At 58.8% G+C, this 13,126-nt stretch carries 14 protein-coding genes; 11 read left to right on the top strand and 3 right to left on the bottom strand.

The annotated features are described in order from the left end of the window. Nucleotides 1-121 precede the first annotated feature (121 nt). Together SM765_RS20425 and SM765_RS20420 are read left to right on the top strand one after the other, a co-directional pair. The gene (locus tag SM765_RS20425; RefSeq protein ID WP_274836208.1) at nt 122-928 is read left to right on the top strand and encodes a glycosyltransferase; all 807 of its coding nucleotides are present in this window, start codon (nt 122-124) and stop codon (nt 926-928) included. A 3-nt stretch (nt 929-931) separates the two neighbouring features. Then, the gene (locus SM765_RS20420; RefSeq protein ID WP_274836209.1) at nt 932-1,798 is read left to right on the top strand and encodes a DMT family transporter; all 867 of its coding nucleotides are present in this window, start codon (nt 932-934) and stop codon (nt 1,796-1,798) included. Here the strand turns inward: SM765_RS20420 and SM765_RS20415 are convergent. Both SM765_RS20415 and SM765_RS20410 read right to left on the bottom strand, forming a co-directional pair. Then, the gene (locus SM765_RS20415; RefSeq protein WP_274830261.1) at nt 1,757-2,596 is read right to left on the bottom strand and encodes a putative rhamnosyl transferase; all 840 of its coding nucleotides are present in this window, start codon (nt 2,594-2,596) and stop codon (nt 1,757-1,759) included. The genes SM765_RS20420 and SM765_RS20415 overlap by 42 nt on opposite strands. Nucleotides 2,597-2,632: 36 nt before the next feature. After that, a complete protein-coding gene (locus SM765_RS20410; RefSeq protein WP_274836210.1) occupies nt 2,633-3,439 on the bottom strand; it encodes a putative rhamnosyl transferase in 807 nt (268 codons plus the stop codon). 430 nt (nt 3,440-3,869) lie between these two features. Between SM765_RS20410 and rpsL the strand changes: the two genes are divergently transcribed. The 4 genes from rpsL to tuf all read left to right on the top strand — a co-directional run bounded on the left by rpsL (nt 3,870) and on the right by tuf (nt 8,105). Beyond that, nucleotides 3,870-4,241 (top strand): 30S ribosomal protein S12, encoded by a 372-nt coding sequence (rpsL, locus tag SM765_RS20405; RefSeq protein WP_005621086.1) that lies wholly within the window; start codon nt 3,870-3,872, stop codon nt 4,239-4,241. 18 nt (nt 4,242-4,259) lie between these two features. Further along, entirely contained in the window at nt 4,260-4,730 is a 471-nt protein-coding gene (gene rpsG, locus SM765_RS20400) for a 30S ribosomal protein S7 (protein ID WP_065271480.1), read from the top strand. A gap of 18 nt (nt 4,731-4,748) precedes the next feature. Beyond that, nucleotides 4,749-6,866, top strand: a complete 2,118-nt coding sequence (gene fusA / locus SM765_RS20395; RefSeq protein ID WP_274830259.1) for an elongation factor G — start codon at nt 4,749-4,751, stop codon at nt 6,864-6,866. 63 nt (nt 6,867-6,929) lie between these two features. Beyond that, the gene (tuf, locus tag SM765_RS20390; protein ID WP_065271478.1) at nt 6,930-8,105 is read left to right on the top strand and encodes an elongation factor Tu; all 1,176 of its coding nucleotides are present in this window, start codon (nt 6,930-6,932) and stop codon (nt 8,103-8,105) included. A gap of 355 nt (nt 8,106-8,460) precedes the next feature. Here tuf and SM765_RS20385 read toward each other — a convergent pair whose 3' ends face one another. Beyond that, the gene (locus tag SM765_RS20385; RefSeq protein ID WP_274838661.1) at nt 8,461-9,732 is read right to left on the bottom strand and encodes a sensor histidine kinase; all 1,272 of its coding nucleotides are present in this window, start codon (nt 9,730-9,732) and stop codon (nt 8,461-8,463) included. Between the two features lie 341 nt (nt 9,733-10,073). Between SM765_RS20385 and rpsJ the strand changes: the two genes are divergently transcribed. The 5 genes from rpsJ to SM765_RS20360 all read left to right on the top strand — a co-directional run bounded on the left by rpsJ (nt 10,074) and on the right by SM765_RS20360 (nt 13,126). Beyond that, the gene (gene rpsJ / locus SM765_RS20380; RefSeq protein WP_058289455.1) at nt 10,074-10,388 is read left to right on the top strand and encodes a 30S ribosomal protein S10; all 315 of its coding nucleotides are present in this window, start codon (nt 10,074-10,076) and stop codon (nt 10,386-10,388) included. 18 nt (nt 10,389-10,406) lie between these two features. Then, nucleotides 10,407-11,129, top strand: coding sequence for a 50S ribosomal protein L3 (gene rplC, locus SM765_RS20375; RefSeq protein ID WP_065271476.1), 723 nt, complete (start codon nt 10,407-10,409; stop codon nt 11,127-11,129). Further along, nucleotides 11,126-11,743 (top strand): 50S ribosomal protein L4, encoded by a 618-nt coding sequence (rplD, locus tag SM765_RS20370; protein ID WP_065271475.1) that lies wholly within the window; start codon nt 11,126-11,128, stop codon nt 11,741-11,743. Before rplC ends, rplD begins: the two co-directional genes overlap by 4 nt. Next, nucleotides 11,740-12,036 carry a 50S ribosomal protein L23 gene (locus tag SM765_RS20365; protein ID WP_065271474.1) on the top strand — a complete coding sequence of 99 codons (297 nt, stop codon included), beginning with the start codon at nt 11,740-11,742 and terminating at the stop codon, nt 12,034-12,036. The genes rplD and SM765_RS20365 overlap by 4 nt, the downstream gene beginning before the upstream one ends. Before the next feature lie 163 nt (nt 12,037-12,199). Continuing rightward, the gene (locus SM765_RS20360; RefSeq protein WP_274838662.1) at nt 12,200-13,126 is read left to right on the top strand and encodes a hypothetical protein; all 927 of its coding nucleotides are present in this window, start codon (nt 12,200-12,202) and stop codon (nt 13,124-13,126) included.

Raw genomic sequence — 13,126 nt, 5'->3', positions numbered from 1 at the left:
TGAATGCCCCCGCGCCGATGGCGCGGGGGTTTTCTTTTGTCTGACGTCCCCCAACCGGCGAATGCCTCTTCCCAAGTGCTGCGCCCCGGTGTTTTCTGTGCGCGCAGCCGGGGGAGGGGAAATGTCAGAGCAGTTGAAGATGGTTGGACTGGTCCGGTTCTCGGTTCTTACGCCTACCTATTATTCCGAACGCTTCAGTACACTGGAGGAAACGGCGGCACATCTGTTTTCCGAGGACCGGATGGAGCTCCGCTTTCGCGTTTTCGAAGAGCTGTGCCTGCCTTCGCTGCTTCGGCAAAGCGATCCCGAATTTGACGTCGTGGTGCTGACTGCGGCGTCGATGCCTGATCGCTATATGCAAAGGCTGAAGGCGCTGCTCGCGCCGCATCGCAATCTGCATTGTCGTCCGGTCGGAACCCGCAATCATTACCGGCTGTTACGCCGGGGGTACGATTCCATTCCGGCAGGGGAGGGCAGTCACCGCATCCTGTTCCGTCTGGATGATGATGACGCGGTTGATATTGATTTTGTGGCACGCACAAAACGTCTGGCGGCTGGGATCCTGCCGCTGCAACCCGAAGGCGGTGCTTTTGTCATTGCCTATAACCGGGGCTTTTACATGCGGGCGACGCTGGATGGGCCGGAGGTCTTCGACGCGGTCGAACAGGCGCCCCTGTCGGCAGGCACCGCGCTGGTGACCCCGGTTGGCAGCGCCGCGAACCCCTACAAGTTCAACCACCGCAAACTGGCGCGGCACTACAGCCTTTATTCTGATATTTCGGTGCCATCCTTCCTGCGCACTATCCATGGTGACAATAAATCCGATCCCACCCAAAAAGGGATCACTCATCAGATGGCCGAAGAAGAGATCGACAGCGCGCTGCAACGCCATTTCGATCTCACGCTGTCGCAGCTGAAGGCGGTTTAGCGCATGAAACCCAATCAGACCGGTGCCCTGTTGATGATGGGCAGCATGGCGGCCTTTACCTTCAATGATACGCTGGTGAAATCTGTGGGGGCGGATCTGCCGCTGTCGCAGATTCTTGTGGTCCGCGGCGGGGTTGCGTCACTGCTGATTTTCCTGCTGGCGCGCTATCTGGGCAGCTTGCGGATGAACCTGCCACGGGGCGACTGGATGCTGGTTCTGGGCCGCTGCCTGTCCGAAGCGGGGGCGACTTACCTCTTCCTCAGCGCGCTGATGCTAATGCCGCTCGCCAATGTGACTGCCGTATTGCAAATGCTGCCGCTGACCGTGACGCTGGGGGCGGCGCTGTTCTTTGGCGAAAGCATCGGCTGGCGGCGCATGGCCGCGATCCTTGCGGGGTTCTGCGGTATGCTGCTGATCGTGCAGCCGGGGCCAGAGGGGTTCGATGGCGCCTCTTTGTATGCACTGGGTGCGGTTGGCTGCGTCACGGCCCGGGATCTGTTCACCCGGCGGATGTCGGCGGCGGTGCCGTCGATGACTGTGACCCTAATGGCCTCTTTGACAGTGCTGACTTTTGGCCTGATCTACAGCACCCAGCAGGACTGGCAACCGATGCAGGGCTGGCATCTGGGTCTGCTTATGGGGGCGGCCTGCTTCATCTTTGCCGGCTACCTGTTTTCGGTCATGACCATGCGGGTCGGAGACGTCGCCGTGGTCTCGCCCTTCCGCTACAGCGGGTTGTTGTGGGCGCTGTTCCTCGGCTGGGCAGTGTTTGGTGATTGGCCGGGTGTGCTTACTCTGACCGGCGCGGCCGTCGTTGTGGCGGCCGGCCTATTCACCTTCTACCGGGAGCGGCAGCAGACCGGGGGATGAGAACGCCCGCGCGACTGCGGCGCTATCGACGTTGAAGGTCTGTTTCAGATGGTGCGCTTCCTCTGGTGTGACAGGGGTGACGCTGATCTCCTTGCCGCGCCCCTTGGAGCGGGAATCGTTGAAGCTGTTGTAACCACGCAGATACATGTCGCCATCCGGAATGGTCAGCGTTGGTGTGACCCGCCAAAGGGTATGATGGCCGTGATGCATGATCGTCTGGTTGGACCCGCCCGCCACTACGACTCCCATAGAAAGCGCAGTGTAGGGGTAGCGGTCCGGTTTGATCGCCAGCCCATCGGCACTGGCGCGATAGACATAGCCGCGGTTGAAATCGATGGTGGTCATCGGATAGCGCGGCCAGACCGGTTCTAGGTCCTGCGCCGCCTGTTTCAGCCGTTCCACGAATGACACCGCCATCGCATCGTCATCGTCTAGACGAAACTGCAGGCAGGGCGCATCCGGGTTTTCGCGCGCGTCGTTTAGCATCTGGATCATCACCCGCCGGTGACGGCCCGGCGGCTGCACGGAAATGACCACATTCGGCAAAGGTTCGGTGAGGGTCAGCAGCCGGTCGAGATAGGGGAGGGGAAAGCACTCACCGACCACGACCAGCAGCTGGAAATCCGCGTCGGTCTGACCGATGACCGAGGGCAGGCAGACAGTTTCGAACAGGCGGAACCGCTCCTCAAGCCGTTCGGGCGCATAAAGATAGGCACGGCGTTCCTCTAGGCTGGCGTGCTCCTGCTTGTAGCCGCCGTGCCCTACATAAGAGAAGCGGCACAATCCGATAACCTGCATAACATGCGATCCCTGATAAAAACAAAAGCGTGGGGGCTAGTCAGCCGCGAAGACCCGTTTGAGATCATCCTGCCGGATGGCAAATCGCGCTTCAAACTCACCCACCTGATCCGGCGTCAGCGGGGTGACGGGCACCGGTTTGACCCGTTTCTGGCGCGAGTCGTTATAGCCATTGTGGGTGCGAACGAACATCGGCTGATCGCTGATGGTGACCGTCGGCATGAAGCGAAGGATTTTCTCATGCGCGAAGTTCATGATCGTCAGGTTACAGCCCCCGCGCACATACATGCCAAGCGAAGCCACATAGTAGGGCCGGTGTATCTCGGTCGCGGCGATCCCGAACGCCCCAACCTCGGCCACGTAACCACGGTTGAAATCAACGGCGACCGTTTTGCTCTTTTCGATCAGGCCAGAACAGTCCTCTACCGTCTGCCGGAGACGTTCGACGAAATCCACCGAAACGGCATCGTCATCGTCGTGCCGGAATTGCAGGCAGGGTGCGCCTGGGTCCCGGCGCGCGTTGTTGAGGATTTCCTTCATCACCTGCCGCTGTTTGCGGGGCGGTTCGCTGAGTATACGGACCTGCGGTATGTCGGCGGTGATGTCCTGCAACCGGTCGCGGTGGCGCTTTGGCAGGCTGTCGCCAATGACGATAATCACCTCGAAATCCTGATCTGTCTGTTCGCGCAGGCAGGGCAGGGCGACGGTCTCCATCAGCTGGAACCGTTCTTCGAGGCGTTCTTCGGCGTAGAGATAGGCGATACGCTCTTCCAGGCTGTCGTGTTCGACCTGAAAGCCGCCAATCGCGGGATAGGAAAAGCGGCAAAGACCGATGACTTGCATGAATGGTATGTCCTGATTATGCGTGTGGCCAAATCGACGCTGCGGCCTGCAAAACTATGCATCGCCCCCGCCGACGCGACAAGACACGCGGCGCTGTCGGGACACTATTGCGAGCCGACCGTTCCCGTGCAGCCATTCGCCGACCTTGGGCGCCTCCGGCTGCCTGACAGTTGACAAGCCCCGCGACTCCCCATATACGCGCGCCTATCCGGCATCCGGGGGCCGCCCCTAAAGCCGATATCACTATTGTAGTGGATCAAGGTTCGGACAGTTTTATCGTCCGGATCCTCTGTAGACCCACCGCGTCGTTCACCTCGGAATGGGAACGATTGCGGTTTTTGCGCTTGCGGACGCGTAAGTGCCGGAAATATGAGCCGCACGCCCTTGCGCGTGCATGACATGAAAGTTGCGAAACGGGGAATAGACCGGAATGCCAACGATCCAACAGCTGATCCGCAAGCCGCGGCAGCCGAAAGTTAAACGCTCCAAATCCATGCATCTGGAGCAGTGCCCCCAGAAGCGTGGCGTTTGCACGCGCGTTTACACCACCACGCCGAAGAAACCGAACTCCGCTATGCGGAAAGTTGCGAAGGTCCGCCTGACCAACGGTTTCGAGGTCATCTCCTACATCCCGGGTGAAAGCCACAACCTTCAGGAACACTCTGTGGTTCTGATCCGCGGCGGTCGTGTAAAAGACCTTCCCGGTGTGCGTTACCACATCCTTCGCGGTGTTCTGGATACCCAGGGCGTCAAAGACCGTAAGCAGCGTCGCTCCAAGTACGGCGCGAAGCGTCCTAAGTAAGAAGAAGGATAAGCACAGATGTCACGCCGTCACGCTGCTGAAAAACGCGAAGTTCTGCCCGACGCCAAATATGGCGACCGCGTTCTGACCAAATTCATGAACAACCTGATGATCGATGGTAAGAAATCGGTCGCAGAAAAAATCGTCTACAACGCGTTCGATCGCGTTGAAGCCAAGATCAAACGCGCTCCCGTGGAAGTCTTCCACGAAGCTCTGGACAATGTGAAACCCGCCGTCGAAGTTCGTTCGCGCCGCGTGGGTGGTGCAACCTACCAGGTGCCGGTCGAAGTTCGCCCGGAGCGCCGCGAAGCACTCGCAATCCGCTGGTTGATCAAAGCCGCCCGTAGCCGCAACGAAAACACCATGGAAGAGCGCCTTGCAGGCGAGCTGCTGGACGCTGTCCAGTCCCGTGGTACCGCGGTGAAAAAGCGCGAAGACACCCACAAGATGGCAGAGGCCAACAAGGCCTTCTCGCATTACCGCTGGTAACCCAAGGGGCTTAGACCTATGGCACGCGACTATACACTCAACCATTACCGTAACTTCGGTATCATGGCGCACATCGATGCAGGTAAGACCACCTGCTCGGAGCGTATCCTGTACTACACCGGCAAATCCCACAACATCGGTGAGGTGCACGATGGTGCAGCCACCATGGACTGGATGGAGCAGGAGCAGGAACGCGGCATCACCATCACCTCGGCTGCGACCACCACTTTCTGGGAACGCACCGAAGATGGCGAAACTGCTGACACGCCGAAGCACCGCCTGAACATCATCGACACCCCCGGCCACGTTGACTTCACCATTGAAGTTGAGCGTTCGCTGGCGGTTCTCGACGGTGCAGTCTGTGTTCTGGACGCCAACGCTGGCGTTGAACCGCAGACCGAAACCGTGTGGCGTCAGGCTGACCGCTACAAGGTTCCGCGCATCGTCTTCGTCAACAAGATGGACAAGATCGGCGCTGACTTCTTCAACTGCGTCAACATGATCGAAGACCGTACCGGCGCCCGCGCGGTTCCGGTTGGTATTCCGATCGGCGCCGAGAACGAGCTGGAAGGCCTGATCGATCTGGTCACCATGAAGGAATGGCTGTGGCAGGGTGAAGACCTTGGCGCCTCCTGGGTGCAGGTCGAGATCCGTGACAGCCTGAAGGACATGGCCGACGAATGGCGTGGCAAGATGGTCGAAGCGGCCGTCGAGCAAGACGACGACGCCATGGAAGCCTACCTGGAAGGTGAAGAGCCCGACGTTGCAACACTGCGCGCTCTGCTGCGCAAGGGCACTCTGGCGCTGGACTTCGTTCCGGTTCTGGGCGGTTCCGCGTTCAAGAACAAAGGCGTTCAGCCGCTGCTCAACGCCGTGATCGACTACCTGCCCAGCCCGCTGGACGTTGTTGATTACATGGGCTTCAAACCCGGTGACGAAACCGAAACCCGTAACATCCCGCGCCGCGCGGATGATGATATGGCGTTCTCGGGCCTGGCGTTCAAAATCATGAACGACCCCTTCGTCGGTTCGCTGACCTTTACCCGCATCTACTCCGGTGTTCTGAACAAGGGTGATACCCTTCTGAACTCCACCAAGGGTAAGAAAGAGCGCGTTGGCCGGATGATGATGATGCACTCGAACGACCGTGAGGAAATCACGGAAGCGTTCGCGGGCGACATCATTGCGTTGGCTGGCCTGAAAGACACCACCACTGGTGACACGCTCTGCGCCGTCAACGACCCGGTGGTTCTGGAAACCATGACCTTCCCCGATCCGGTGATCGAGATCGCGGTTGAGCCGAAAACCAAGGCTGACCAGGAAAAAATGTCCCAGGGTCTGGCCCGTCTGGCCGCCGAAGACCCGTCCTTCCGCGTGGAAACTGACCTGGAATCCGGTCAGACCATCATGAAGGGCATGGGCGAACTTCACCTGGACATCCTGGTTGATCGCCTGAAGCGCGAATTCAAGGTTGAAGCCAACATCGGTGCCCCGCAGGTTGCCTACCGTGAGACCATCGGTCACGAGGTCGAGCACACCTACACCCACAAGAAACAGTCGGGTGGTTCGGGTCAGTTCGCCGAGGTGAAGATGATCATCTCGCCGACAGAAGCCGGCGAGGGCTACTCCTTCGAATCCCGCATCGTTGGTGGTGCTGTTCCGAAGGAATACATCCCCGGTGTTGAAAAAGGCATCAACTCGGTCATGGATAGCGGCCCGCTGGCTGGCTTCCCCGTGATCGACTTCAAGGTTGCCCTGATCGACGGTAAGTTCCACGACGTTGACTCCAGCGTTCTGGCCTTCGAAATCGCAGCACGTATGTGCATGCGTGAAGGCATGCGCAAAGCTGGCGCCAAGCTGCTGGAACCGATCATGAAGGTCGAAGTGATCACCCCGGAAGAATACACCGGCGGTATCATCGGCGACCTGACCTCCCGTCGTGGTCAGGTGTCCGGCCAGGAGCCCCGCGGCAACGCGATTGCGATCGACGCAAACGTGCCGCTGGCGAACATGTTCGGCTACATCAACACCCTGCGTTCGATGAGCTCGGGCCGCGCCCAGTTCACCATGCAGTTCGGTCACTACGATCCGGTTCCGCAGAACATCTCGGACGAGATCCAGGCGAAATACGCGTAAGCGTCATGACATTGGAAGGTTCGCGGCCCGCGCGGACCTTCTTCCAATCAAAAGGAGGCCACCATGGCTAAGGAAAAGTTTGAGCGTAATAAACCGCACGTCAACATCGGCACCGTTGGCCACGTTGACCACGGCAAAACCACGCTGACCGCAGCGATCACCAAATACTTCGGTGACTTCAAAGCCTACGACCAGATCGACGGCGCACCGGAAGAAAAAGCCCGCGGCATCACCATCTCGACCGCCCACGTGGAATACGAGACCGAGAACCGCCACTACGCCCACGTCGACTGCCCCGGCCACGCTGACTATGTGAAAAACATGATCACCGGTGCGGCGCAGATGGACGGCGCGATCCTGGTTGTGAACGCAGCTGACGGCCCGATGCCGCAGACCCGCGAGCACATCCTGCTGGCGCGTCAGGTTGGCGTTCCGGCGCTGGTCGTGTTCATGAACAAGGTTGACCAGGTCGACGACGAAGAGCTGCTCGAGCTCGTCGAAATGGAAATCCGCGAACTGCTGTCTTCCTACGACTTCCCGGGCGACGATATCCCGATCATCGCAGGTTCCGCTCTGGCGGCGATGGAAGGCCGTGACCCGGAAATCGGCGAAAACAAAATCAAGGAACTGATGGCGGCTGTGGATGAGTACATCCCGACCCCCGAGCGTGCCGTTGACTTGCCGTTCCTGATGCCGATCGAAGACGTGTTCTCGATCTCCGGTCGTGGTACCGTTGTGACCGGCCGTGTTGAGCGTGGCGTGATCAACGTTGGCGACGAAATCGAAATCGTCGGCATCCACGACACCAAGAAAACCACCTGCACCGGTGTTGAGATGTTCCGCAAGCTGCTGGACCGCGGCGAAGCCGGCGACAACATCGGCGCGCTGCTGCGCGGCGTTGACCGTGACGGCGTTGAGCGTGGTCAGGTTCTGTGTAAGCCGGGCTCCGTGACCCCGCACACCAAATTCGAGGCAGAAGCATATATTCTGACCAAAGAAGAAGGTGGCCGTCACACCCCGTTCTTTGCGAACTACCGTCCGCAGTTCTACTTCCGGACCACCGACGTGACCGGCACCGTGACCCTGCCGGAAGGCACCGAGATGGTGATGCCGGGCGACAACCTGAAGTTCGAAGTTGAACTGATCGCCCCGATCGCGATGGAAGACGGTCTGCGTTTCGCCATCCGCGAAGGCGGCCGCACCGTCGGCGCTGGCGTCGTTTCCAAAATCATCGAGTAATTCGCACTCGCGAATGATCAAACGGAAAGGGCGCCCCAGTGGCGCCCTTTTTGTTTGAACGCGATGATCCCGAGACGCACCAAAAAGACTGTGTCGAAGATCATCGAGCAACCAGGTCTCCTGATTGCTAATGGAAAGGGCCTCCTTTGGGAGGCCCTTTTGCTATGTGCACAAAGCTGAGCAGGGCAGGGGCCGCTTCGGCAATGAAACCGTTTGGCCTCAGACGGATTTGATCGGATCAGGCCCCAGCCCGGCGGTCTGGTCCGGCGCGGCCCAGACGCAGCACAAACGCGGGACGTCCGTGCGGTTTTTCGGACCGGTGTATTCTTGGTTGAGACGGCAGACCGCCTTGGGTTCAGGGCGCGGGCTGAATGTCCGGATGGCAGGGCAGCGTCAGAACGAAACGACTTCCCTTTCCCGGGCCTTCGCTTTCGGCATGAGCGCTGCCGCCATGCGCACAGGCAATTTCGCGTACATTCGCGAGTCCCAGGCCAGTGGACTTTTCACCATCCGTTGGCTGCGCGGAAAGCCTTTGAAAACGGCCGAAGGCGCGCGTCAGGTCGTCTGGCGTTAGGCCCTGACCGGTATCGGAGACGGCAACGGTGACGCTTTCACCTTCCTGCGCGACCGAAATCCGCACCTCGCCTCCGGGATAGGTATATTTCACGGCGTTGCTAATTAGATTGTCGATGGCAGAGATGACCAGTGTTTCATCAACCTCTGCGATGGTCCGCTGCGGTGGGTCGACGGACAAGGAGATAGATTTGCGTGCAGCCTCTTCCCGGTTGGCTTCGGCAGCAATGTGCAGCAACCCGGTCAGATCGACCGGCTTGCGATCCAGGCGCAGCGCTTCGCCTTCGACCCTGGCCCGGTCCAGCGTCGCGTCGATCAACTGCGCGATCCGGTCCGCATTGTCGATGACCTTCTGAAATGCAGCCCCGATCCGGGCCTGATCCGGCGCGTTGCTGCGGGTTCTGGCGAGCCCGAGTTCCGCCTGCGACAAGACTGCGGCCAGCGGGCTGCGCAGATCGTGGGCAATCAAACCCATGAGCGCGATCTTTTCCGCGTTTTCGCGCCGCACCTCGGAATAGCCCTGCTGCAGGCGCCGGTTCATCCGCGCGAGATCCGCGATTAGCTTCTTTCGTTCCTTTTCGACGGAGAGACGGCGCAATTCGGCCTCGGCGCGCAGGGCAAAAATTGTCGATATCGCGGTGGCGATCTCGGATTCCTTGATCTCCTGGTTGGAAAATACAGCCAGATGACCGGTGACCTCGCCAGTGGTGTCGCGAAGTGGAATACCTATGTAGCCTTCAAACCTCGCTTCGCGGGGATAAAGGTCGGCAATCCCGCAGGGGATGATCACCACCTCCCCGGCATATACCCGGGCGCAGGGGGTGCCCTGCAGCTCGTAGCGTATTCCGCGGGCAACCTTGTGGTCCTGCAGAGCGTAGAGCGCCCGCGCGTGGGTGGGGGGCGCGCCTTCTCCATAGGTGACTGCGACGAAGGCTGCATCCAGATGCTCGCTCAGGGCCTCAACCAGGCGCGCCAGGAGCGCATGACCGGTTTCACCAGCGATACTGCGCGCAATCAGCAGAACTTGCTCGGTTTCGGGGCTGTGAGGCGGCACTATTGGGTTGTCCGTTGTGAGGCTTTGCGCAAGAATAACCGGACTTGGAGGGCGCCACTAGGGCCACTGGCCGCCCTGCGTCAGTTTTTAACACGGGACGGCAAGATTTCTTGGGCGTGACCTTTCCCGATCGCGGTAACGGCTTCTGAGGTGGGCCCAAAGCGTGGGAGCATTCGCACGGGCCTCATTTACCCTTGCAATACCGCCGCCGCAGGCTTAAGACGCGCGAGTTCTCAATGAGAATATCAAGGCGGGGTGATTCCCGCCTTTTGGGTTCGATGAGGGTGTGCGGTGGTCGTGGGCCCTCCTCTCAACTCCAACGCCTATAAAAGGCTGACGAAATGCAAAGTCAAAACATTCGCATTCGGCTGAAGGCTTTCGATTACCGCGTGCTGGACGCCAGCACCCAGGAAATCGTGAACACTGCAAAGCGCACCGGCGCGCAGGTTCGTGGCCCGATCCCGCTTCCGAACAAGATCGAGAAATTCACCGTTCTGCGTGGCCCCCACGTCGACAAGAAATCCCGTGACCAGTTCGAGATCCGCACCCACAAGCGCATGCTCGACATCGTTGATCCGACTCCCCAGACCGTGGACGCGCTGATGAAGCTCGACCTCGCCGCTGGCGTGGACGTCGAGATCAAGCTGCAGTCGTAAGATCGGAGGGTAATGAATATGCGCTCTGGTATTATCGCAAAGAAAGTCGGCATGACCCGGCTGTTCATGGAAGACGGCAAGCAGATCCCTGTGACCGTTCTTCACCTGGATGGTCTGCAGGTCGTGTCGCAACGCACCGAAGACAAAGACGGCTACACCGCCGTTCAGCTGGGCGCAGGCTCGGCCAAAGTGAAGCGCGTCTCCAAGGCGATGCGTGGCCACTTTGCCGCTGCAAAGGTTGAACCCAAGCGTAAGCTGGTTGAATTCCGCGTACCCGCCGATGCCCTGATCGAAGTTGGCGCCGAAATCTCGGCCGAACACTTCCTGACAGGTCAGAAAGTGGACGTGACCGGCACCTCGATCGGTAAAGGTTTCGCAGGCGCCATGAAGCGCTGGAACTTTGGCGGTCTGCGTGCCTCGCACGGTGTGTCGATCTCGCACCGTTCGCACGGTTCGACCGGTCAGTGTCAGGATCCCGGCAAGGTTTTCAAAGGCAAGAAGATGGCCGGCCACATGGGCGCTGCCCGCGTGACCACCCAGAACCTGGAAGTCGTCAAGACCGACGCCGACCGTGGCCTGGTGTTCATCAAAGGTGCCGTACCTGGTCCGAAATCCGGTTGGGTAACCGTCAAGGATGCCGTCAAGAAGAAAGCGCCCGAAGGTCTGCCCTTCCCGGCGGCTCTGAAGACAGCAGCAACCGAAGCACCGGCGGAAGCTCCCGCGGAAGGTGGTGAAGCATGAAACTTGATGTGATCAAACTCGACGGCGGCAAGGCAGGCGACATCGAACTGTCCGAAGACCTGTTCGGTCTGGAGCCGCGTGCGGACATCCTGCACCGTGTGGTCCGCTGGCAGCGCAACAACGCGCAGGCCGGTACCCACAAGGTCAAGACCCGCTCGGAAACGTCCTACTCGACCAAGAAGATCTATCGCCAGAAGGGCACCGGCGGCGCACGCCACGGTGACCGTAACGCGCCGATCTTCCGCAAGGGTGGTATCTACAAGGGCCCGACCCCGCGTAGCCACGGCCACGAGCTGACCAAGAAGTTCCGCAAGCTGGGCCTGCGCCACGCGCTGTCCGCCAAGGCGAAAGCCGGTGAACTGGTCGTGATCGAGGACGCAACCGCAGAGGGCAAGACCGCTGCTCTGGCCAAACAGGTGAAAAACCTGGGCTGGAAACGCGCGCTGGTCATCGACGGTGCAGCCGTGAACGAAGGGTTCCTCAAAGCATCGCGTAACATCGACGGTCTGGATATCCTGCCGACGATGGGTGCAAACGTCTATGACATCCTGAAGCGTGACACCCTGGTGATCACCAAGGCGGGTGTCGAAGCACTGGAGGCTCGACTGAAATGAGCGCGAAGGCAGAACACTACGACGTGATCCGCAAGCCGATCATCACCGAGAAATCCACCATGGCGTCCGAAAACGGCGCAGTGGTGTTCGAAGTGGCGATCGACAGCAACAAACCCCAGATCAAAGAGGCGGTTGAAACCCTCTTTGGTGTGAAGGTCAAAGCGGTCAACACCACCATCACCAAGGGTAAGGTCAAGCGTTTCCGCGGCCAGATCGGCCGTCGCAAGGACGTCAAGAAAGCCTATGTAACCCTGGAAGAAGGCAACACCATCGACGTGTCCACCGGACTCTGAGATCTGTTCCTTTGAAAAGATCGAAGGCCCTCGCGAAAGCGGGGGTCTTTTTCGTTGATTGGTGTCGATCTCGTCAATTGAAAAGAACGTCAGGCATGTGTTGACGGAAAAGGAATCATCTTTAAGGGTATTTCCTCAGTAGGAAGAAATTGGAATTTTTTGAATGATTAAAACCAGTCATTACCGTCGCGCTGGTCTCGTACATGGCGATAGCATGTCGTTGGAGCAGGCCGTCGGCTTGTGTGTGGATGGATATCCGGCGGGCGCTCACCCAGTCTTTCCTTATGTTGGAGGGCTGGACTGTGTGGTGGCCTCACATAGTCAGATCCATGGCCGACAGCAAATTCACCTGGCCGTTTTTGAAGAGGGTGCTGGCGCTGCTGTAGTCGAAACCCTTGGCCAGGTACGCGTTGACGAAGAGCCTGCGCCGGAAGCGAAAGAATTTATCCGCTCACAGGTGTTCTTGATTTGTTCCGGAAATGACGTTATCTTTTCCACGCACAACTCTCCTCTGCGCGATAGTAGAATAAGTCTTCTGCTGAACTCCATGATCAAGTCCTTCTCGGGTGCACAAAATGAGCCGCAGTTCCTTTTAGAGGCGGCATTGGATGAAGATCGGTATAGGGAGGTTATGGATGAGGGGATCGGCGAAATAGATCTCGGGATCAGTGGTTTTCGTCAGACTTTGGAGCATGCAGTCAACGGTGGAGCGGTTCAGCAAGATGGATTGATGGATGTTATCTCGTCACTGTGGAAGAAGGTGCCGAGCGAGGCTGAGCTCGAAGCAGCGACGAAAATTTCTGGGCGTTTCGTCCTTCGTCCTGGTTCTGACTGGAAAGATGTAAATGTTAAATCTGTTATGACTGGGATGGCGATGGAGCTATTGGATGAGGGAAGTGATGATGGTTTTGCCATTGTTACCAAAAATGGCTTGAGAATTACGGGCAACTCTGTTCGTCTAAAAGATGATTTTCGGGTGGATGGAAATCGACAAGTGGTTGATCGCGGTCAGATGTTCAACGGCCTTCACAGTGCCATTGAGAAATTTGATCAAATGGGTGTTCTTGGTGATGAGATAGTGATAGAGTGA

The organism is Pseudophaeobacter sp. 1A09344, from assembly GCF_041008745.1.
Classification (GTDB): Bacteria; Pseudomonadota; Alphaproteobacteria; order Rhodobacterales; family Rhodobacteraceae; genus Phycobacter; species Phycobacter gallaeciensis_A.
The sequence above is the reverse complement of the archived record's forward strand: the minus strand, read 5'-3'. Positions and strand labels throughout refer to the sequence as shown.

Coding starts and splice junctions, on each gene's coding strand:
- SM765_RS20415 (WP_274830261.1), bottom strand. CDS start 2,596: ATGCAGGTTATCGGATTGTGCCGCTTCTCTTATGTAGGGCACGGCGGC.
- rpsG (WP_065271480.1), top strand. CDS start 4,260: ATGTCACGCCGTCACGCTGCTGAAAAACGCGAAGTTCTGCCCGACGCC.
- fusA (WP_274830259.1), top strand. CDS start 4,749: ATGGCACGCGACTATACACTCAACCATTACCGTAACTTCGGTATCATG.
- SM765_RS20410 (WP_274836210.1), bottom strand. CDS start 3,439: ATGCAAGTCATCGGTCTTTGCCGCTTTTCCTATCCCGCGATTGGCGGC.
- SM765_RS20365 (WP_065271474.1), top strand. CDS start 11,740: ATGAGCGCGAAGGCAGAACACTACGACGTGATCCGCAAGCCGATCATC.
- SM765_RS20425 (WP_274836208.1), top strand. CDS start 122: ATGTCAGAGCAGTTGAAGATGGTTGGACTGGTCCGGTTCTCGGTTCTT.
- tuf (WP_065271478.1), top strand. CDS start 6,930: ATGGCTAAGGAAAAGTTTGAGCGTAATAAACCGCACGTCAACATCGGC.
- rplD (WP_065271475.1), top strand. CDS start 11,126: ATGAAACTTGATGTGATCAAACTCGACGGCGGCAAGGCAGGCGACATC.
- rpsL (WP_005621086.1), top strand. CDS start 3,870: ATGCCAACGATCCAACAGCTGATCCGCAAGCCGCGGCAGCCGAAAGTT.
- SM765_RS20420 (WP_274836209.1), top strand. CDS start 932: ATGAAACCCAATCAGACCGGTGCCCTGTTGATGATGGGCAGCATGGCG.
- SM765_RS20360 (WP_274838662.1), top strand. CDS start 12,200: ATGATTAAAACCAGTCATTACCGTCGCGCTGGTCTCGTACATGGCGAT.
- rplC (WP_065271476.1), top strand. CDS start 10,407: ATGCGCTCTGGTATTATCGCAAAGAAAGTCGGCATGACCCGGCTGTTC.
- rpsJ (WP_058289455.1), top strand. CDS start 10,074: ATGCAAAGTCAAAACATTCGCATTCGGCTGAAGGCTTTCGATTACCGC.